The sequence below is a fragment of the Cellulomonas algicola genome (assembly GCF_003851725.1).
GTDB classification, from domain to species: domain Bacteria; phylum Actinomycetota; class Actinomycetes; order Actinomycetales; family Cellulomonadaceae; genus Cellulomonas; species Cellulomonas algicola.
The window spans coordinates 1-20,983 of record NZ_BHYL01000009.1 but is presented as its reverse complement, the minus strand read 5'-3'; the positions used below and the strand labels follow the sequence as shown (position 1 = coordinate 20,983).

At 74.2% G+C, this 20,983-nt stretch carries 15 protein-coding genes; 10 read left to right on the top strand and 5 right to left on the bottom strand.

Annotation, left to right across the window (positions count from 1 at the left end; translation table 11 throughout):
* The 4 genes from CTKZ_RS21290 to CTKZ_RS00570 form a co-directional block, all read left to right on the top strand.
* On the top strand, positions 1–562 hold a 562-nt coding region (locus CTKZ_RS21290; protein WP_160142786.1), incomplete at its 5' end, for a hypothetical protein.
* Positions 563–714: 152 nt separating this feature from the next.
* Positions 715–2,481 (top strand): ABC transporter ATP-binding protein, encoded by a 1,767-nt coding sequence (locus CTKZ_RS00580; protein WP_124341101.1) that lies wholly within the window; start codon positions 715–717, stop codon positions 2,479–2,481.
* On the top strand, positions 2,478–4,286 hold the full coding sequence (locus CTKZ_RS00575; protein ID WP_124341100.1) for an ABC transporter ATP-binding protein: 1,809 nt from the start codon (positions 2,478–2,480) through the stop codon (positions 4,284–4,286). Before CTKZ_RS00580 ends, CTKZ_RS00575 begins: the two co-directional genes overlap by 4 nt.
* Before the next feature lie 89 nt (positions 4,287–4,375).
* A complete protein-coding gene (locus tag CTKZ_RS00570) occupies positions 4,376–4,891 on the top strand; it encodes a phosphoribosyltransferase (protein ID WP_124341099.1) in 516 nt (171 codons plus the stop codon).
* Positions 4,892–4,898: 7 nt separating this feature from the next.
* Here CTKZ_RS00570 and CTKZ_RS00565 read toward each other — a convergent pair whose 3' ends face one another.
* From CTKZ_RS00565 to CTKZ_RS00545, 5 genes are all read right to left on the bottom strand, one after another.
* Entirely contained in the window at positions 4,899–5,546 is a 648-nt protein-coding gene (locus tag CTKZ_RS00565; protein WP_124341098.1) for a response regulator, read from the bottom strand.
* Positions 5,543–7,537, bottom strand: coding sequence for a sensor histidine kinase (locus CTKZ_RS00560; RefSeq protein WP_124341097.1), 1,995 nt, complete (start codon positions 7,535–7,537; stop codon positions 5,543–5,545). Before CTKZ_RS00560 ends, CTKZ_RS00565 begins: the two co-directional genes overlap by 4 nt.
* Before the next feature lie 128 nt (positions 7,538–7,665).
* Positions 7,666–8,349 (bottom strand): hypothetical protein, encoded by a 684-nt coding sequence (locus CTKZ_RS00555; protein ID WP_124341096.1) that lies wholly within the window; start codon positions 8,347–8,349, stop codon positions 7,666–7,668.
* A gap of 184 nt (positions 8,350–8,533) precedes the next feature.
* Positions 8,534–9,289, bottom strand: coding sequence for a MerR family transcriptional regulator (locus CTKZ_RS00550; protein WP_124341095.1), 756 nt, complete (start codon positions 9,287–9,289; stop codon positions 8,534–8,536).
* Positions 9,290–9,354: 65 nt separating this feature from the next.
* Positions 9,355–10,038 carry an HAD hydrolase-like protein gene (locus tag CTKZ_RS00545; protein WP_124341094.1) on the bottom strand — a complete coding sequence of 228 codons (684 nt, stop codon included), beginning with the start codon at positions 10,036–10,038 and terminating at the stop codon, positions 9,355–9,357.
* Positions 10,039–10,133: 95 nt separating this feature from the next.
* Here CTKZ_RS00545 and CTKZ_RS00540 point away from each other — a divergent pair, with 95 nt between their 5' ends.
* The 6 genes from CTKZ_RS00540 to CTKZ_RS00515 all read left to right on the top strand — a co-directional run.
* Entirely contained in the window at positions 10,134–11,978 is a 1,845-nt protein-coding gene (locus tag CTKZ_RS00540; RefSeq protein ID WP_124341093.1) for a glycoside hydrolase family 9 protein, read from the top strand.
* 178 nt (positions 11,979–12,156) lie between these two features.
* Positions 12,157–14,514 carry a LamG-like jellyroll fold domain-containing protein gene (locus CTKZ_RS00535; protein ID WP_235843102.1) on the top strand — a complete coding sequence of 786 codons (2,358 nt, stop codon included), beginning with the start codon at positions 12,157–12,159 and terminating at the stop codon, positions 14,512–14,514.
* 341 nt (positions 14,515–14,855) lie between these two features.
* Positions 14,856–18,140, top strand: coding sequence for an isoleucine--tRNA ligase (gene ileS / locus CTKZ_RS00530; protein WP_124341092.1), 3,285 nt, complete (start codon positions 14,856–14,858; stop codon positions 18,138–18,140).
* Entirely contained in the window at positions 18,137–19,513 is a 1,377-nt protein-coding gene (locus tag CTKZ_RS00525; protein ID WP_124341091.1) for a bifunctional folylpolyglutamate synthase/dihydrofolate synthase, read from the top strand. Before ileS ends, CTKZ_RS00525 begins: the two co-directional genes overlap by 4 nt.
* Before the next feature lie 194 nt (positions 19,514–19,707).
* Positions 19,708–20,703, top strand: coding sequence for a dihydroxyacetone kinase subunit DhaK (dhaK, locus tag CTKZ_RS00520; protein ID WP_124341090.1), 996 nt, complete (start codon positions 19,708–19,710; stop codon positions 20,701–20,703).
* 34 nt (positions 20,704–20,737) lie between these two features.
* The coding region (locus CTKZ_RS00515; RefSeq protein WP_124341089.1) for a DAK2 domain-containing protein at positions 20,738–20,983 on the top strand (246 nt) is incomplete at its 3' end.

Sequence of the window (20,983 nt, the reverse complement as noted above, 5' to 3'; positions counted from 1 at the left end):
CCGCATGCGCGTCGTCGCCGCCCTCGCGACGGCCGCGGTCGCCGCAGGCGCGGGCACGGCCGCCGCGCTCGGCGGGTCGTGGTCCGGCCCGACCGTGGCGGCGACCCCGGACGCGACGTGGGCGCCACCCGCATGGTTCGCCGAGCAGCGGCGCGAACGGGCCGAGTACACCCGCACGGTCGGCGGCTGCCTGGAGGCGCTCGGGTGGAGCGTGACCGTCGACGTCGACGGAACGCTGAGCGCGCTCCGCAACAGTCCCGACGACTCCGATCCCGGGGCGCGCCTCGACGACCTGCGACGGTGCCACGAGGAGAACGGGTACCCGTACGACGCCCCGGCGCGCGAGCTCACCGCCGAGGAGGCCCGCACGGCCCACGCGAAGGACGTGGACTCGTGGCGCTGTTGGCAGCACGAGGGGTACGACCTCGAGGCGCCGCCGCCGCTTTCCGAGTACCTCTCGCGCGCGGGCGCCGTCGGGTGGGACGCGCTCCAGTTCAGCGGTCTGTCAGAGCGTGAGCGTGCGGAGCTGCTCGCCACCTGCCCGCTGCGCCTGGTCGGCTAGCGACCGGGACGGCCGTCCCCGTCGCCTGCGGCACGACCGTCTCGGGATGCAGGACGGGTGGGGTGCCCCGGGCGGCTTCGAGGAGCCGTTCGTAGGGTGGACGGGTGCCACCGTCCCCTCCGACCGCCGCCGGTCGGGCCACCCCCCGCGCGATGCTCCGACTCCTCACCTGGGCGCGCCCTGCCGTGCCGCGGGTGCTGCTCGGCGGCTGCACCGCCCTCGGCGCGAGCATGCTCGCGCTCGCGGTCCCGCAGGTGCTGCGCGCGATCGTCAACGGGCCGCTGCTGACGGACTCGTCGCGGCGCGGCGTGGTGCTCGGCGCGCTGCTGGTGCTCGGGCTGGGGGTGCTCGAGGCGGTGCTGGTGTGGAGCCGGCGCGCGCTCATCCTCACGCCGGGCACGACGGTCGAGCGCGAGATGCGGACGTCGCTGTTCCGGCACCTGCTCGACCTGCCGGTGGCGTTCCACGACCGGTGGTCCGGCGGGCAGCTGCTGTCCCGGGCGATGTCGGACCTCGGCACGATCCGCCGGTGGATGGTGTTCGGGCTGGTCATGCTGATCGTGAGCGCGACGACGCTCGTGGTCGGCGTGGTGCTCATGATCGCGACGAGCTGGCAGCTCGGTCTCGTGTACGTCGCCGGCGCGATCCCGATGGTGTGGCTGAGCTTCCGGTTCCGGACCGGCTACCGCGACGTGGCGCGACGCGCCCGCGACCAGGCGGGTGACCTCGCGACGACCGTCGAGGAGTCCGTGCACGGCATCCGTGTGCTCAAGGCGTTCGGCCGCGGGGACGACGCGCTCGACGACTTCGTGCGCCAGGCCGACGAGCTGCGCGAGACCGAGATCCACAAGGCGCGCACGCTGTCGCGCGTGTCGTTCGCGCTCGGCGCGATCCCGGAGGCGGTGCTCGCGGTGTCGCTCGCGGTGGGCGTCACGCTGACCGCGCGCGGCGAGATCACCGTCGGCGCACTCGTCGCGTTCTTCGCGACGGCGGCCGTGGTCAACCAGCCCGTCGAGCGGCTGGGTGCCCTGCTCGCGATGACGCTCGACGCGCGCGCGGCGACCGACCGCTACCTCCAGGTGATCGACACCCCCTCGACGGTCACCGACCCGGCGCGGCCGTCCCACCTGCCGCCGCCCGGCCCGCACGGCGCGCGGCTGGTGCTGGACGGCGTGCGGTTCGGCCACGGCGACGAGCCCGACGTGCTCGCGGGTGTCGACCTCGTCGTCGAGCCGGGGGAGACCGTCGCGCTCGTCGGGCTCACGGGCAGCGGCAAGACGACGCTGCTGCAGCTCGTGCCGCGCCTGTTCGACGTCACCGCGGGCCGCGTCACGGTCGACGGCGTCGACGTCCGCGACCTCACGCGCGCCGAGCTCCGCGCGGCCGTCGGCGTCGCGTTCGAGGACCCGATCCTCTTCTCGACGAGCGTCCGCGAGAACGTCCTGCTCGGCGTCGACGCCGCCGGCGCGACCGACGACCGGCTCACGCGCGCGCTCGACGTCGCCCGCGCCGAGTTCGTGCACGACCTGCCCGACGGCGTCGAGACCGTCATCGGCGAGGAGGGCCTGAGCCTGTCGGGCGGGCAGCGGCAACGCGTCTCGCTCGCTCGCGCGATCGCCGTCCGGCCCCGCGTCCTGCTGCTCGACGACCCGCTCTCGGCCCTCGACGTCACGACCGAGGCGGAGGTGACGCAGCGCCTGCGCGCGGAGCTCACCGGAACGACGACGGTCGTCGTCGCGCACCGACCGTCGACCGTCGCGCTCGCCGACCGCGTCGCGGTGCTGGAGGACGGCCGGATCACCGGCGTCGGCACGCACCGCGACCTGCTGGCCCATCACCCGCACTACCGGTTCGTGCTGACCGCGCTCGCGGCGACCGAGCACGAACCGGTCGACGACGAGGTGGAGGCGGCCCGATGAGCGCGACCACGCTCGACCACCCGACCGCCGACGACGCACGCGAGCGGTCGCGCGAGGCGCGTCGCCGGTCCCTCGTCCTGCTCCGGTCGCTGCTGCACCCGGTGCGTCGGCCGGTGTGGCTCACGGTGGCGCTCGTCGTCGGGTCGCAGGTCGCGGCGGTGTCCGGGCCCGCGCTCGTCGCGTACGGGATCGACCACGCGCTGCCCGCGCTGGTCGACGGGAACAGCACGCCGGTGCTCGCGGTCGCGGCGACGTACCTGGTCATCGCGGTCCTCGGCGGCGTGCTGGTCGCGGCCACCGTGCGCGCGTCGGCCCGCGTGTCCCAGGCGATCCTGCTGGACCTGCGCCGCCGCGTCTTCCGGCACACGCAGCGCCTCAGCCTGGAGTTCCACGAGCGGTACACGTCGGGCCGCATCATCAGCCGCCAGACGTCCGACCTCGACGCGGTGCGCGAGCTGCTCGACGGGGGCGTCACGACGCTCGCCGCGGGCGTCCTGTCGATGGTCCTCACCGCGGTCTCGCTCGCGATCCTCGACCCGCGCTCCGGGCTCGTCCTGCTCGTCGCGGTCGTGCCCGGTGTGCTGCTCAGCCGCTGGTTCCAGCGCCGCTCGCGGGCGCAGTACCGGCGCAACCGCACCGCGGCCGCACGCGTCATCGTGCGGTTCGTCGAGACCATGACCGGCATCCGTGCGGTGCAGGCGTTCCGCCGCGAGCCGCAGGTGCAGGCCGCGTACGACGCGCTGTCCGAGCAGTACCGCGAGTCGAGCGCGGGGTCGATCCGGCTCAACGGCTGGTTCGACTCGGGCCTGGTCCTCATCGGCAACGTCACGGTCGCGACGGTGCTGCTGGTCGGCGGCCTGCGGGCGCTGGAGGGCGACCTCGCGGTCGGCGTGCTCGCCGCCGCCGTGCTGTACGCGCGGCGGTTCTTCAGCCCGCTGCAGCAGATGGCGATGTTCTACAACTCCTTCCAGTCCGCCACCGCCGCGTTGGAGAAGGTCGCCGACCTCCTCGCGGAGGAGCCGTCGGTGCCCGACCCCGAGCACCCCGTCCGTCTGCCGCACGCGCGCGGCGACGTGCGCTTCGACGGCGTGACGTTCGGCTACGGGGACGGCCCGACGGTGCTGCACCGGCTCGACCTGCACGTCCCGCCCGGCCAGACGGTGGCGCTCGTCGGCGCGACCGGCGCGGGCAAGTCGACCGTCGCGAAGCTGCTCACGCGGTTCTACGACGTGCGGACGGGCGCGGTCACGATCGACGGCGTCGACGTGCGCGACCTCGACCCGGTGGACCTGCGCCGGGCGGTCGTCATGGTGACGCAGGAGGCGTACCTGTTCTCCGGGTCCGTGGCCGCCAACATCGCGCTCGGCCGCCCGGGCGCCACGCGCGGCGAGGTCGAGGCCGCGGCGCGCGCGGTCGGCGTGCACGACCTCGTCGCGTCGCTGCCCGACGGGTACGACACCGAGGTCGACAAGCGCGGGGTGCGGCTGTCGGCGGGCCAGCGTCAGCTCGTGTCGTTCGCGCGCGCGTTCCTCGCGGACCCCGCGCTGCTCGTGCTCGACGAGGCGACGAGCTCGCTCGACGTGCCCGGTGAGCTGCTCGTGCAGGAAGGGCTCGGCACGCTGCTCGCCGATCGGACCGCCGTCGTCATCGCGCACCGCCTGTCCACCGTGATGGGCGCCGACCGGGTGCTGGTCGTCGAGGGCGGGCGCGTCGTGGAGGACGGGTCGCCGGGCGACCTGGTGGCCGCCGGCGGGCGGTTCGCCGCGCTGCACGAGGACTGGCAGCGCTCGCTCGACCGGGCCTGAGCGGCGTCCCCCGTCGAGCGCCGCTCGGGCGCCTTCACCCGGGACCTGCGGGCAACGTGCCCGCAACGCGCGCGACCTACCCTGACGGCATGGCGACCACCGAGGCAGCACCCGGCCAGGACCTCCCCGCGGACCGGGAGGTGCTCGACTGGGCGCTGTTCGGCGTGGCCGTCCGCGAGCTCGCGCAGACCGTCGTCGACTCGGGCTTCACCCCGGACCTCGTCGTCGCCGTCGCGCGGGGCGGGCTCCCGCCGGGCGGCGCGATCGCGTACGCGCTCGGCACGAAGTCCGTGGGCACGCTCAACGTCGAGTTCTACACCGGTGTCGACGAGCGGCTCGACGAGCCGCAGCTGCTGCCGCCACTGCTCGACACCGCCGCGCTGCACGGTCTGACGGCCCTCGTCGTCGACGACGTCGCCGACACGGGCGAGACGCTCGCGCTCGTGCAGCGGCTCGTCGCCGGGCACTGCGCCGAGGCGCGCACCGCGGTCCTGTACGCGAAGCCGCGGTCGGTCGTCGAGCCGGACTACGTGTGGCGGCGCACCGACCGCTGGATCACCTTCCCGTGGTCGGCGGAGCCGCCGGTCCAGGCCGCCCCGGCCTGACGGCGGCCTACGCCCCTCCGAGCCCCTCCTCGCGCGCCCGCACGATCGCCGCGGACCGGTCGGGCACCGCGAGCTTGGTGAGCACGTTCGCGACGTGGTTGCGGACGGTCTTGGGGCTGAGCGACAGCCGCTTCGAGATGACCGCGTTGTCGAGCCCGGCGGCGACCAGGTGGAGCACCTCGCGCTCCCGGTCGGTGAGCTGCGGGAACGGCACGCGCGTCGCGGCCCGGCCACCGAGCACGTACGACATGGCCCGCTGGGCGACGGCGGGGGACAGGATCATCTCCCCGGCGGCGACGGCCCGGACGGCCCGCTCGACGGCGTCGGGCGGCGCCGACTTCACGAGGTAGCCGCGGGCGCCGGCGCGGACGGACGCGACGACCGCGTCGTCGTCCTCGTGCATCGTCACCACGAGCACCGCGAGGCCCGGCCGGTCGCGCAGCAGGTCACGCGTGAGGTCGACGCCCGACCCGTCGCCGAGGTCGAGGTCCATGAGGACGACGTCCGCCTCGACGCTCCCACCGAGCAGGGTGCGCGCCTCGGCGGCGGACGCCGCCTGACCCGTGACCCGGATGCCGGGCAGCGAGTCGAGCAGGGCGGCCATCCCGATCCGGAAGACGGGGTGGTCGTCGACGAGGACGGCACGGACGGTCACGCGAGCACCCCCTCGGCGCCGACGTCGGCCGCGTCGGACGCCTCCGGCACGAGCGGCAGGACGGCCCGCACCCGCACGCCACCGCCGTCGCGGTCGACCCACGCGACGGACCCGCCGAGCTCCGCGGCCCGCTCGCGCATGGACCGCGTCCCGACGCCGGGCGTCCGGTCGGCAGGCATGCCGTGCCCGTCGTCGTCGCACGTCACCACGACCGTCGCCCCGTGCACCGCGGCGGCGACCGTGCACGTCGCGGCACCGCTGTGCCGGGACGCGTTCGTGACGGCCTCGCTGACGATCCCGTACGCCGCAGCGGCGACCCGCGGGTCGAGCCTGTCGAGCGCGACCGCGTCGACGTCGAGCGTCACGGTGAACCCGGTCGCGGCCGTCCGCCGCGCGAGGTCGTCGAGCGCCGCGGCGAGCCCCTGCTCGTCGAGCACGGGCGGCAGCAGGCTGCGGGACAGCAGCCGCACGTCCTCGACGCGCTGCGTCACCTCGGCCTGGAGCGCGTCGAGCACCGCGGCGGCCGCGGCCGGGTCCCGGTCGAGCGTGTTCCGTGCGCCCTGCAGCCCGAGCCGCAGCCCGGTGAGCCACGGGCCGATCCCGTCGTGCAGCTCGCGCCGGATGAGGGTGCGCTCGGCGAGCCGTGCGCGGGTGGCGGCGTCGCGAGCGCGCACGAGGTCGGCGGTGCCCTGCGCGAGCGCGACGCCCGCGGCGACGACGGGCGCGAGGTGGTCGAGCGCGTCGGTCGAGCGGGCGTCGAGCCGCTCGCCCGGGCGGGCGGTGAGGGCGAGCGAGCCGACCCGTCGCCCGCTGTGCTCCAGCGGCCGCTCGACGGGGGCGGACGTCGCGACGCCCCACGTCGCCTCGACGCCCGGACGCGCGCCGCGCACGGTGACCGACTCCAGCCGCAACGCCTCGCCCAGCGCCCCGGCGAGCCCGCGGAGCAGGTCGTCGGCGTCGGCCGCGGCGGACAGCTGCCGCCCGACGCGCAGCGCCGCCCGTCCCGGAGTGGCCGCCTCGCCGTACACGAGCACGCGGACGCGCCGCCCGAGCCACCCGTGCACGGGCTGGACGGCGGCCGCCACGCCCGCGGCGGCGAGCACCTGCGCGACCACGTGGCTGTCGACGAGCGCGCCGACGCCGACCAGCACGACCGCGTAGACGACGGCGAGCCCGAGCGTCAGCAGTGACGCGACGGCCGCGCGGCTCACCGCGAGGTCGATGCCCCACAGCCGGTTGCGCAGCACGGTCGTGAGCAGCGCGACGGGGAACAGCGCCTGGCACGCGAGGTGGACGAGCGGGACCGCGAGCACGATCTCGAACGGCGTGTCGGCGAACGCGAGCGGTACGAAGGACAGGGCCATGAGCGCGACCCCGGCGGCGAGCAGGCCGAGCCCCGGGCGCTCGGCGACCGGCCCGCGCACCCGCCGCCACCACGTCGCGACGGCCGTGACGAGGCCGACGACGACGGTCGCCACGACCGCACCGGTGTTGTCGGTCTGCGGCAGGAGCAGTCGCTGCAGCGTGAAGACGGCGGTGGTCGCGACGCCCAGCACGAGGCCGGCCCGGTCCCACCACGACGGTCGCGTCTCTCGGACGAGCCACGGCACGACCAGGAACAGGGCCAGCGTGCCGGGCACCCACGCCCAGCTGACGAGCGACGCGACGACGGGCAGCGGCGGCAGCGTCGGGTGCGCCGCGTGGTACGCACCCCAGCCGCTCCCGAGCGTCGCGAGCGCACCGCCGACCCCGGTGACGACGACGAGCCACCCCACGACGTGCGAGCGGCGCGCGACGATCACCGCGCCGACCGTCCCGTAGACGAGCCCGACCATGACGTCGACGGCCGTGAACAGCAGCTCGGGCGTCGCGGGCTCGCGCGCACCGACGAGCAGCAGCACGCCCGTGAGCGTGAGCAGGTAGGTCATGAGCGCGAGCACGACGGCGGTCCCGGGGCGCCCGCCGCGCCGCGCGTCCTCGGCCGTCGTCATGGCGTCACCGTAGGGGCTGCCCGGAGGGGACGGGTACGACCCCGCCCGGGTGAACCGGACGAGGTCGTACCGCTCGTCGTGCGGTGGCACGCGCGTCTCCGCGGGAGTCCGGTGGCAGCGCCGGACGCTCAGCGCCGGTCGCCGAGCGCGAAGCCCAGCGCGACGACGACGAGCCAGATCGGCCCGACGAACCCGGCGAGGTACTGCAGCGGCGAGACGCCGGTGAGGACGGTGAGCGCGCCGAGGACGACGCTGACCCACCCGATCCACTTCGGGGCCGCGGCGTGCCGCAGCGACGCGACGCCGAGCGCGAGGGCGGACAGGCCCGCACCGAGCCACAGCCAGGGGATGGTCGCGACCCAGTCGGTGTAGAACGCGGCGGACTCCGGGACGACCATCGAGGTGTCCTGGAACGCGAACGTGAACTGCGTGTCGAGGCCGCTCCCGAGGAGCATCGCGGCCGCGGTGAGCAGCAGCCCTGCGGCGGCGATCCCGCCGTGCAGCGACCCGGCGGGCGCCTGCTGGTCGAGGCGTCGCCGCAGCCCCGCGCCGAAGATCGGCAGCAGGACGACGGTCAGCGCCGCCAGCACGTGGAACACGAGGAACGTCGACTGCTTGGTCGCGGCGTCCTCGATCATCGCGACGGGGTCGCCGGCGGTCTTCTCCCAGTCGACGCCCGCGGCGAGCGACGCCTGGATCGCGCCGATCGCGAGGGCGCCGGCGGCGACGCCGGTCCACGCCCAGGCGCGGCTGGAGGCCGACCCTGCGCGGCGCGTCGGGGTGGCCGTCGGCTCGGCGGTGGTGCTGGTCATGCGGGTGCTCCTTCGTCTCGGCCGGCGAGGCGTGCCGGCGTCTGACGAGGAGACTCGGCGGGCGGTGCGCCCGGGCACCAGGGCGCGGAGCCCGAGTGCCCGGGCACTTCTCCCGGGCTGCCCGACCGGGGCGCGTCCCGCCGGCCGGGCAGGTGCCAGGCGGGTGCGCCCCGGCGTGGAGCCGTCAGAGATGACGGGCCGCGTACTCGTGCAGCGCGTCGCGGACGAACGTGGCGCCCTGCTCGCCGCCGTAGTTCTTCGCGAACCGCGGGTCCGCGACGTACATGTCGGCGAGCCCGACGACGTACTCGCGGACGGGCGCGGTGCCGTGCCCGGGCGTGCCGGGGATGCCGCCGAGCCACGCGACGTGCCGCCGCGCGAGCTCCTGCGCCTCGTCGGACACGGGGTCGACGCCCGCCTCCGCCGCCGCGCCCCAGTCGCGACCGAGCTGCGCGGCCTCCTCCTGGAACTCGCGCTTCTGCTGGTCGGACAGGCCGCGCCACCAGGTGTCACCCTGCGCGTACGCGTCCTTGCCCCAGCGCTGCTCGACCTCGTCCTTGTACTGCGTGTGGTCGAAGCCGTCGAACATCTCGTCGGCCATGATCGGTTCTCCTTCCTGCCGTGCGGTCAGGGTCCGCTCGACGGACGCGGCCTGCCGGGCGAGCCGGCGCTGCTCGTCGCGCAGCCAGGCGAGGTGCCGCCGCAGCGCGGCGGTCTCGTCCTGCTCGCGGGCCAGCACCCGGCCGATGTCGGTGAGCCCGAGCCCGAGGTCGCGCAGGAGCAGGATCCGCTGGAGCCGGACGAGGGCGTCCTCGTCGTACCAGCGGTACCCGTTCTCGCCGACCCGGCTGGGCTCGAGCAGCCCGATCTGGTCGTAGTGCCGCAGCGTGCGGCTCGTGGTGCCCGTCAGCCGGGCGACCTCCTGGATCGAGGCCTCCACCGCGTCCTCCCGTGGCGTTCCCTGTGTGGTCCTGATCCACGGTAGGAGTTGACGCGGCGTCAAGGTCAAGCGCGCGACGCGACCTCGTCGTGGTGGGTCGGGACGAGCCGCCGCAGGACCTCGTCGCGCAGCGCCGCGGGGGAGTCCACGACGGCGACCGCGCCGGCGGCCTCGAGCTCGCCCGGGGCGGCGTAGCCCCAGGTCACGCCGACGCACGCGACGCCGTGCTCGGCCGCGCCGTGCACGTCGTGCTCCCGGTCGCCGACCATGAGGGTCACCGCCGCCTCGGGCCGGTCGGCGAGCGAGTCGAGCGCGCGCGCGATGACGTCGGCCTTGGTCGAGGTCTCGTCGAGCGGTGCGCCGAACACGCCGTCGACGAGGTCCGCCAGCCCGAGCCGGTCGCAGATGGGCCGGGCGAACACCTCGGGCTTGGCCGTCGCGACGACGAGCGTCAGCCCCGCGGCGCGCAGCTCGCGGAGCACGTCGGGGATCCCGTCGAACACCGTCGCGTCGTACATGCCGATGTCCGCGAACGCCGTCCGGTAGGCGTGCACGACCTCCTCGACGCGGTCGGCCGGCACCCCGTGCGCGCGCAGGGAGTCCCAGATGGGCGGGCCGACGAAGGACCGCAGGACGTCGTCGGGCGGGACGGGCAGGCCCACCGCGCGGTAGGCGGCGCGGACCGACGCGGTGATGCCGGGCGCCGAGTCGAGGAGGGTGCCGTCGAGGTCGAGGAGGACGAGGGGCATGCACCGATCCTCTCCCGGGTCACCGAACGCCGCCGGGCCGTCCGTCCCGGGCCGTAGGGTGGCCGCCGTCGGCCTGCCGCGACGAAGGGACGGACATGACCAGCGAGGACGCACCCCGCGTGCGCGTGAACCAGGTCGGCTACCTCACGCACGGGCCGAAGACGGCGACGCTCGTCACGGACGCGACGGAGCCGGTGGCGTGGCGGCTGCGCGACGGCGACGGTGCCGTCGTGGCCGAGGGGGAGTCGGTCCCGCGGGGTCACGACCCGTCGGCAGGCCTCGACGTCCACGTGATCGCCTTCGACGTCGTCGTGGCGCCCGGGAACGGCTACGTGCTCGAGGCCGACGGCGCGACGAGCGACCCGTTCGCGGTCGGCGCCGACCTGTACGACGACCTGCGCGTCGAGTCGATCGTCGTCTTCTACGGCCAGCGCAGCGGCGTCGCGATCGAGGAGGACCTGCTCGGCCCCGGGTACGGGCGCGCCGCGGGGCACGTCGACGTCGCCCCCAACCGCGGCGACGGCGCGGTCCCGTGCCTGCCCGCCGGGCACGCGACGACGGCGGACGGCGTCGACCTCTACGACGGCTGGACCGGCGACTACACGCTCGACGTGACCGGTGGCTGGTACGACGCGGGCGACCAGGGCAAGTACGTCGTCAACGGCGGCATCGCGGTCGCCCAGCTGCTGGGCCTGTACGAGCGTGCGGTGCGCACCGGCACGGACGACGCGCTCGGCGACGGCTCGCTCCGTGTCCCCGAGCGCGGGCACGGCGTGCCCGACGTGCTCGACGAGGCCCGCTGGGAGCTCGAGTGGATGCTCCGCATGGTCGTGCCCGACGGGCAGCCGTACGCGGGCCTCGTGCACCACAAGGTGTCCGACGAGCGCTGGGTGCCGCTGCCGACGCTCCCCGCCGACGACCCGCAGCCGCGCTACCTGCACCGCCCCTCGACGGCGGCGACGCTCAACCTGGCGGCCGTCGCCGCACAGGGCGCCCGCGTCCTCGCGCCGCACGACGCGGCCTTCGCGGAGCGCCTGCTCGACGCGGCACGCGCGGCCTACGACGCCGCCGCGACGCACCCCGTCGTCCTCGCACCCGACACCAACACGCTCGAGAACGCCGGGAGCGGACCGTACGACGACCTCGACGTCGACGACGACCGCCTCTGGTCCGCGACCGAGCTCTACCTCACGACGGGAGAGGACCGCTACGCCGCGGACCTGCGCGCCAACCCGTACCGCCTGGGCGGTGAGCGGCCGGCGTTCCGGCCCGAGGGGTTCGACTGGAACCACGTCTCCGCGTGGGCGCGCCTGCAGCTCGCGACCGTCGAGAGCGCGCTGCCCGAGCGGTCGCTCGTGCGCGCGTCCGTCGTCGACGCCGCCGACGCGCTGGTCGAGCAACAGGCCACCCAGCCGTTCGGCCTCCCCTACGTGCCGTCGAACGGCCGCTACGACTGGGGCAGCAACGGGCTCGTCCTCAACAACCTCGCGATCCTGGCCGCCGCGCACGAGATCACGCGCGACGACCGCTACCGCGACGCCGTGCTCGGCGGCGTCGACTACCTGCTGGGCCGCAACGCCCTGGGCCTGTCGTACGTGACCGGCTTCGGGACGCGCGACGTCCGCAACCAGCACAGCCGCTGGTACGCGCACGCGCTCGACCCCGACCTGCCGCCCCCGCCGCGCGGGACCGTGTCGGGCGGCCCCAACTCCGACTGCCCCGACCCGGTGTCGGCCGCGCTCGCGGGCAGCCCGGCGCAGCAGTGCTTCGTCGACGACGTCCACGCGTACGGCGTGAACGAGATGACGATCAACTGGAACTCGGCGCTCGCGTGGGTGGCGTCGTACCTGGCCGGGCTGGGAGACGGTGGCCCTGCCCGGGACCCGGGTGCGGTCGCGGCCGACAAGCCCGACGAGGAGCGCGTCGGCGCCGACGGCTGACGCACCGCGCACCACCGCAGCTCGGCGCGGATCGGACCAATCCCGCGTCCTACAACGATGTACATCTCTCGCACAACGTTGTAGATTCCGGACTCGGCGCTTCTTCGCGGCATCGCCGCCGCCCGCGCCCTGTCCTGCGTCCGACGTCGCACCAGGAGTACCGATCGCCCGTCGCCCCGTGCGCGCCGCCCTCACGGCCGCCGCCCTGACCCTCGCGCTCGCAGTCACGAGCGCCCCCGCCGCCCAGGCGCACCGCCGCCCGGCCGAACCGCCCCCGCCGACCTTCCAGGACGTCTCCGTGCACGACCCGTCGGTCGTCACGTCGGGCGACGACATCTGGGTGTTCGGCAGCCACCTCGCCGCCGCCAAGACCGACGACCTGCTGCACTGGGAGAAGGTCGCCGACGGCGCGAACGCGGACAACCCGCTGTTCGACGACGTCCGTGCCAACCTCGCCGAGACGTTCGCCTGGGCGCAGACCGACACCCTCTGGGCGGCCGACGTCATCCAGCTCCCCGACGGTCGCTACGCGATGTACTACAACGCCTGCAAGGGCGACTCGCCCCGCTCGGCGATGGGGATCGCGGTGAGCGACGACGTCGACGGCCCGTACGTCGACCAGGGGATCTTCCTGAAGTCAGGGATGTGGGACGAGCCGTCCGACGCCGTGGACGGCGCGATCTACGACGCCCGCGTGCACCCCAACACCGTCGACCCGGACGCGTTCGTCGACGCCAAGGGCACCTGGTGGCTCGTCTACGGGTCATACTCGGGCGGCATCTTCATCCTGGAGCTCGACCCGTCCACCGGGAAGCCGGTCGAGGGTCAGGGCTACGGGAAGCACCTCGTCGGTGGGAACCACAGCCGCATCGAGGGCCCGACCGTCATGTACGACACGAAGACCCGGTACTACTACCTCTTCCTGTCGTTCGGCGGCCTCGACGCGAACGGCGCGTACAACGTGCGGGTCGCCCGCTCGAAGAGCCCCGACGGCCCGTACCTCGACGCCGCGGGCAACGACATGGCGCAGGTGAAGTCAGACCCGACGAAGCCGCTGTTCGACGACGCGTCGATCGAGCCGTTCGGCACCAAGATCCTCGGCAACCACCTGTTCGCGCGCGAGATCGGCGACCCCGGCGAGGGCCCCGGAACCGGCTACCTCTCGCCGGGTCACAACAGCTGGTACCGCGACCCGGAGACGGGCGAGACGTTCCTCGTCTTCCACGCGCGCTTCCCCGGCAAGGGCGAGCAGCACGAGGTCCGCGTGCACCAGATGTGGATGAACTCCCAGGGCTGGCCCGTCCTCGACCCGTACCGCTACGCGGGCGGCGACGACCGGCGCGTCGAGCGCAAGGACGTCGCGGGGGAGTACGCGCTCGTGACGCACGACAAGGCCCTCACGGCCGACCAGCGCCGCGCGACCCCCGTCACGCTCACGGCCAACGGCAAGGTCACCGGCTCGCTCACCGGCAAGTGGTCCCTCACGGGCAAGAACCAGGCCCGGATCGACGCGGGCGGCACGCGCTACGACGGCGTCTTCACGCGCTCGTGGCAGCCGGACCAGGCCCGTTGGGTCGTGACGTTCTCCGTGCTGTCCCGCGGCGGCGTCACGCTGTGGGGCAGCGCGGTCCCGTCGCTGACCGCGAAGCAGGCCGTGGACGCGGTCGTCGCCGACCTCGACCTCGGGGACACCTCGGGCGTCGTCGCGGACCTCGCGCTGCCGACCACCGGCACCCACGGCACGACGATCACGTGGGCGTCGTCCGACCCCGCGGTCGTGTCGACCACGGGCGACGTGACCCGCCCCGAGACGGGCGCAGGCGACGCGCACGTCATGCTCACCGCGACGGTCCGCAACGGCAAGGTCGTCAGGACCGCGACCTTCGACGTCACCGTCCTGCAGCGCGTGGCCGGAGGCGTCGTCGGCTCGTGGTCCTTCGAGGGCGACCTCGCCGACGGCACGGGGACCCACGCCCCCGCCACGACGACCGGCCCGCGGCTCGACCAGGCCGGCGGCCAGGTCACGTACGTCGCCGACGGCGCGCGCGGTCAGGCCGCGCACCTCGACGGCACCTCGGGCGTCCGGCTGCCCGACGGTCTCGTCTCCGGCTCGACGTGGTCCGCGTCGATGTGGCTGCGCCCGCAGGCGCTCACGCCGTACACGACCGCGTTCTTCGCGGCGCGCGACGCGAACAGCTGGGTCAGCGTGGTCCCGCGCGGCCACGACGGCGTCGGCGGCTCGACCATGGTCTGGTCGGGCGCGCAGTGGTACGACGCCGGCACGGGCACGCAGATCCCGGTCGGCGAGTGGAGCCACGTCGCGGTCACGGTCGACGGCGGCGACGTGGTCGTCTACGTCGACGGCGAGGCGCGCTACACCGGCACGGGCTTCCCCGACGTGCTCACGACGACGACGGGCACGTTCGCGCTCGGCGTCAACTGGTGGGACACGCCCTTCCAGGGCGACGTCGACGAGGTGTCCGTCTGGAGCTCGGCGCTCACCCCGACGGAGGTCGCCGCGCTCGCGACGCGCTGACGTCCGACCGCGGCCCGGTCGTCACGCCCTCCCGTGACGGCCGGGCCGTGGCCTGCGCGGACGCATTCGCGGTGGCGGACCTCCCGGGACGGGTCGGTAGACTCACGCCCACAGGCGTCGACCCGGCCATCACCGGCGAGCCTCCGGAAGAACAGGCTCCGACCCGCCCGGCGGGGACGAGCCCCAGTAGAACCGGACGGGGCAGGCCCGTCACAGCCGCAGCAGAGAGGTCGACGACCCCGCGAGGGGGAGCCGGCAAGCGAGGTGGTACCGCGGTCGTCCCCGCACCCGGGGGTGGTCGTCCTCGCGGCCGTGAGCGAGATCGACCAGGAGACCCGACGGTGACCACCGCACCGCGCTACCCGCTGCACCGCCCCGACCAGCCCGTGCCCGCGTCGCCGGACCTGCCCGGGCTCGAGCGCGACGTCCTCGCGCACTGGGACGCCGACGGGACGTTCCAGGCGTCGATCGACCGGCGCGACGCGGGGGAGGACGGCAGCAACGAGTTCGTCTTCTACGACGGCCCGCCGTTCGCGAACGGCCTGCCGCACTACGGCCACCTGCTCACCGGCTACGCGAAGGACGTCGTCCCGCGCTTCCAGACGATGAAGGGCCGCCGCGTCGAGCGCCGGTTCGGCTGGGACACGCACGGCCTGCCCGCGGAGCTCGAGGCGCAGCGGCTGCTCGGCATCACCGAGAAGGCGCAGATCGACGAGCTCGGCATCGCGAAGTTCAACCAGGCGTGTCGCGAGTCGGTGCTCAAGTACACGGGCGAGTGGCGCGACTACGTCACGCGTCAGGCGCGCTGGGTGGACTTCGACCACGACTACAAGACGCTCGACGTCACCTTCATGGAGTCGGTGATCTGGGCGTTCAAGCAGCTTCACGACAAGGGCCTCGCGTACGAGGGCTACCGGGTCCTGCCGTACTGCTGGGTCGACGAGACGCCGCTGTCGAACCACGAGCTGCGCATGGACGACGACGTGTACGCGTCGCGCCAGGACCCCGCGCTGACCGTCGGACTCCGCCTGGAGAGCGGCGAGCTGCTGCTCGTCTGGACGACGACCCCGTGGACGCTCCCGAGCAACCTCGCCGTCGCGGTCGGCCCGGACGTCGAGTACGTGGTCGTCGAGCCCGCGGCGGACTCGCCGTTCGGCCAGGCGCACCCGGGGGAGCGCGTCATGCTCGCAGCGGCGCGGCTCGCCGCCTACCAGCGCGAGCTCGGCGAGGCGACGGTCGTCGAGACCGTGACGGGCACCGACCTCGTCGGCCGCTCCTACACGCCGCCGTTCGACTACTTCGCGGGCCACGAGCACGCGCACCGCGTGCTCGCCGCGGACTTCGTCACGACCGACGACGGCACCGGCGTCGTGCACCTCGCGCCCGCGTTCGGCGAGGACGACATGGTCGCGTGCGACGCGGCGGGCATCGCGCCCGTCGTGCCGGTCGACGCGCGTGGGCGGTTCACGGCCGAGGTCGGCGACTACGCCGGCCAGCAGGTCTTCGAGGCGAACAAGCCGATCATCGCGGACCTCAAGGCGGGCTCGGGTCCCCTCGCGCGCGTCGACGCCGCGCAGCGGTCCGTCGTCGTGCGCCACGAGACGTACGACCACTCCTACCCGCACTGCTGGCGCTGCCGGAACCCGCTGATCTACAAGGCCGTGTCGTCGTGGTTCGTGCGCGTCACGGAGTTCCGCGACCGCATGGTCGAGCTCAACCAGGAGATCACCTGGACGCCCGAGCACATCAAGGACGGCCAGTTCGGCAAGTGGCTCAGCAACGCGCGCGACTGGTCGATCAGCCGCAACCGGTACTGGGGCACGCCGATCCCGGTGTGGGTGTCGGACGACCCGCTGCACCCGCGCGTCGACGTCTACGGCTCGCTCGCGGAGCTCGAGGCGGACTTCGGCCGCCTGCCCGTGAACGAGGCCGGTGAGCCCGACCTGCACCGCCCGTTCATCGACGACCTCACGCGCCCGAACCCGGACGACCCCACCGGCCGTTCGACCATGCGCCGGATCCCCGACGTGCTCGACGTGTGGTTCGACTCGGGCGCGATGCCGTTCGCGCAGGTGCACTACCCGTTCGAGAACGCCGACTGGTTCGAGCACCACTACCCGGGCGACTTCATCGTCGAGTACATCGGGCAGACGCGCGGCTGGTTCTACACCCTGCACGTCCTCGCGACGGCGATCTTCGACCGCCCGGCGTTCCGCAACGTCATGTGCCACGGGATCGTCCTCGGCGACGACGGCCGCAAGGCGTCGAAGTCGCTGCGCAACTTCCCGGACCCCGTCGTCATGTGGGACAAGTACGGCTCGGACGCGGTGCGCTGGTCGCTCATGTCGAGCCCGATCCTGCGCGGCGGGAACCTCGTCGTGACCGAGGAGGGCATCCGCGACGGCGTGCGCCAGGTGCTGCTGCCGCTGTGGAGCACGTACTACTTCTTCACGCTGTACGCGGGTGCGGTGCGCGGCGGGGAGGGGCTCACGGCCCGACGCGTCGACGAGTCGTCCGTGGGGTCGCTCGCGACGATGGACCGGTACGTGCTCGCGCGCACCCGGTGGCTCGTCGACGACGTCACGCGCCACCTCGACGCGTACGACATCGCGGAGGCGTGCGAGGCGGTCCGCGACCACCTCGACCTCGTGACCAACTGGTACGTGCGCACGCAGCGCGACCGGTTCTGGGACGAGGACCAGGCGGCCTTCGACACGCTGTGGACGGTGCTCGAGGTGCTCACGCGCGTCATGGCGCCGCTCGCGCCGCTCGTCACGGAGGAGATCTGGCGCGGCCTGACGGGCGGGCGCAGCGTGCACCTCACGGACTGGCCGACCGCCGCCGACGTCGTCGCGACGGACGTGGGCTTCGAGTACACCGAGGCCGAGCTCGTCGCCGCGATGGACCGCGTGCGCGAGGTCGTGTCGACGACGCACGCGCTGCGCAAGGCCCGGCAGATCCGCGTGCGCCAGCCCTTGCGCGGCCTGCGCGTCGTCGTGCCGCACCCCGAGTGGTTCGGCCCGTTCGTCGGTCTGATCGCGTCCGAGGTCAACGTCCGTGAGGTCGAGGTCCTGGGCCTGCACGACGCCGACGCCGCCGACCTGGGCGTGAGCGCGCAGCTCGCCGTGAACGCGCGTGCGGCCGGCCCGCGCCTGGGTCGTGCCGTGCAGACCGTCATCAAGGCCGCGAAGGCGGGTGCGTGGGAGCAGACGCCCGACGGCGTCGTCGTCCGCACCGACGACGGCGAGGTCGCGCTCCAGGAGCACGAGTACACGGTGTCGACGGTCGTCGAGCAGCGCGAGGGGGTCGACCTGGCCGCCGCGGTGCTGTCGACCGACGGGTTCGTCGTGCTCGACGTGGCCCTGGACGACGAGCTGCTGGCCGAGGGGTACGCGCGCGACGTCGTGCGCCAGGTGCAGGACGCCCGCAAGGCCGCCGGGCTCAACGTCGGCGACCGCATCCTCCTCACGCTCGACGTGCCGCGCGAGCACGTGGCCGACGTCGAGACGCACCGCGACACCATCGCGCACGAGACGCTCGCGGTGAGCGTCACGGTCAACCCCTCGGCCGCCGACGCGGTCGGGGTCCACGTCGAGGCCGTCGAGGCGGGCGGGTACGAGGCATGAGCAAGGGCTCCGAGCACCAGCGCGCCGAGCAGGCGAAGGCCGCGCGGGAGGCCGCCGACGAGGTCTACCGCGCCATCCTGTCGCGCGCTCCCGAGCACGACATCGACCCGACGCTCGACCGCGTGCGCGCGGTGTGCGAGCTGCTGGGCGACCCGCAGCGCGCCTACCGGACCATCCACCTCACGGGCACCAACGGCAAGACGTCGACGAGCCGCATGGTCGAGCGGCTGCTGCGCGAGCACGGCCTGCGCACGGGCCGGTTCACGAGCCCGCACCTCACGCGCGTGACCGAGCGCATCGCGATCGACGGCGAGCCGATCAGCGACGAGCGGTTCGTCGAGGTGTGGCAGGACGTCGCGCCGTACGTGCACCTGGTCGACCAGCGGTCGGCGGAGAAGGGCGAGCCGCGGCTGTCGTTCTTCGAGGTGTTCACGGTCATGGCGTTCGCGGCCTTCGCGGACGCGCCCGTCGACGTCGCCGTCGTCGAGGTGGGCCTGGGCGGCCGGTGGGACTCGACGAACGTCGTCGACGGCGAGGTCGCGGTCATCACGCCGATCGCGATGGACCACGAGCGCTACCTCGGCGACACGCTCGTCGAGATCGCGTCCGAGAAGTCGGGCATCGTCAAGGACGGGGCGACGCTCGTCCTCGCGCAGCAGACCGAGGACGTCGAGGGCGTGGTGCTGGCTGCGGCGGCCGAGCACGGTGCGCGCGTCGTGCGCGAGGGCGTCGAGATCGCGGTGGTCGACCGGCAGGTCGCGGTCGGCGGGCAGATGCTGACGCTGCGCGGGCTCGGCGGCGTCTACTCCGAGGTGTTCCTGCCGCTGCACGGCGCGTTCCAGGCGCACAACGCGCTGCTCGCGCTCGTCGCGGTCGAGGCGTTCCTCACCGGCGGCGCGGCCCTCGACGGCGACGTCGTCGGGGCCGCGTTCGCCGACGTCACGTCGCCGGGCCGCCTCGAGGTCGTGCGGTCGAGCCCGACGGTCATCGTCGACGGCGCGCACAACCCCGCGGGCGTCGAGGCGCTCGTCGCGTCCCTCGAGGAGGCGTTCGCGTTCCAGCGCGTCGTGGGCGTCGTCGGCGTCATGGCGGACAAGGACCCGGAGGGGATCCTGTCGGTGCTGGAGCCGGTGCTGGCGGAGATCGTGGTGACGCGAGCACCGACGTCGCGCGCGCTCGACCCGCAGGACCTCGCGGAGGTCGCGTACGACGTGTTCGGCGAGGACCGCGTGCACGTCGTCGAGCGGCTGGACGAGGCCGTCGACCTCGCGGCGTCGCTCGCGGAGAGCGAGGTCGAGCGCGGGGCCGCGGTGCTCGTCACCGGCTCGATCGTCCTCGTCGCGGAGGCCCGGATCCTCCTGGGGCGCCCCTGACGGGTCGTCGCATCCCGCACCGCCACCCGTCCGGGTGACACCGCGCCCCCGCGTGCACGAACGTGCACCGGGGGCGCACGTCGTCGCCTTGACCGTTCCTTGGGGCGCGGAGAAGGTGGGGGTGGTCGGGACGACGAGGCCTCGACGCACCTGACGTGGGCGGTCGTGCCCAGGTCGACGGGAGGACGGACAGCGTGAAGAAGCTCATCAACGACCCCCAGGACGTCGTCGCCGAGTCGCTCGAGGGCTTCGCGGCCGCGCACCCGGACCTCGTCGAGGTGCACCTCGACCCGCCGTACGTGGTGCGGACGGGTGGCGCGCGCGAGGGCAAGGTCGGGCTCGTGAGCGGTGGCGGCAGCGGGCACGAGCCGCTGCACGCGGGGTTCGTCGGTGTCGGCATGCTCGACGCGGCCGTGCCGGGCGCGGTGTTCACGTCCCCGACGCCCGACCAGATCGCGCCCGCGATCCAGGCGGCCGACGGCGGAGCGGGGGTGCTCGCGATCGTCAAGAACTACACGGGCGACGTGCTCAACTTCGAGACGGGCGCGGAGCTCGCCGAGGCCGAGGGCGTGACCGTCCGCTCGGTCGTCGTCAACGACGACGTCGCCGTCGAGGACTCGCTCTACACCGCCGGCCGTCGCGGCGTCGCAGGGACCGTGTGCGTCGAGAAGATCGCAGGGGCGGCCGCCGAGCGCGGCGACGACCTCGACGCCGTCGCGGCCGTCGCCGAGAAGGTCATCGCCAACGTGCGGTCCATGGGCGTCGCGCTCACCGCGTGCACCGTCCCGCACGCCGGCAAGCCGAGCTTCGACCTGCCCGAGGACGAGATCGAGATCGGCATCGGGATCCACGGCGAGCCCGGCCGTCGGCGCATCCCGCTCGCGGGCGCGGACGAGATCACCAAGATGCTGCTGACGCCCGTGGTCGACGACCTGGGCCTGTCGGGCGGCGAGGAGGTGCTGCTGTTCGTCAACGGCATGGGGGGCACGCCCGCCTCCGAGCTGTACGTCGTCTATCGTCGGGCACGCGCGTTGCTCTCCGAGCGCGGGGTCGAGGTCACTCGCTCGCTCGTCGGCAACTACGTGACATCACTGGAGATGCAGGGCGCGTCGGTCACCGTGCTGCGGCTGGACGCCGAGACGACCGCCCTGTGGGACGCCCCCGTGCACACCACCGCCCTGCGGTGGTAAGGCTCCGGGACGTCCGCGGTCGAGGGGACGGGGCATGACGCTGGACGTGGCGTGGGCGGTGGCGTGGGTGCGTGCGAGCGCCGCGACGGTCGCCGAGCATCGCGACGAGCTGGTCGAGCTCGACCGCCAGATCGGCGACGGCGACCACGGGGAGAACCTCAACCGCGGCTTCAAGGCGGTCGTCGCCAAGCTCGACGCACTGCCCGAGCAGCCCGCCCAGATCGGCGACGTGCTCAAGCTCGTCGCGACGACGCTCATGTCGACGGTCGGCGGCGCGGCG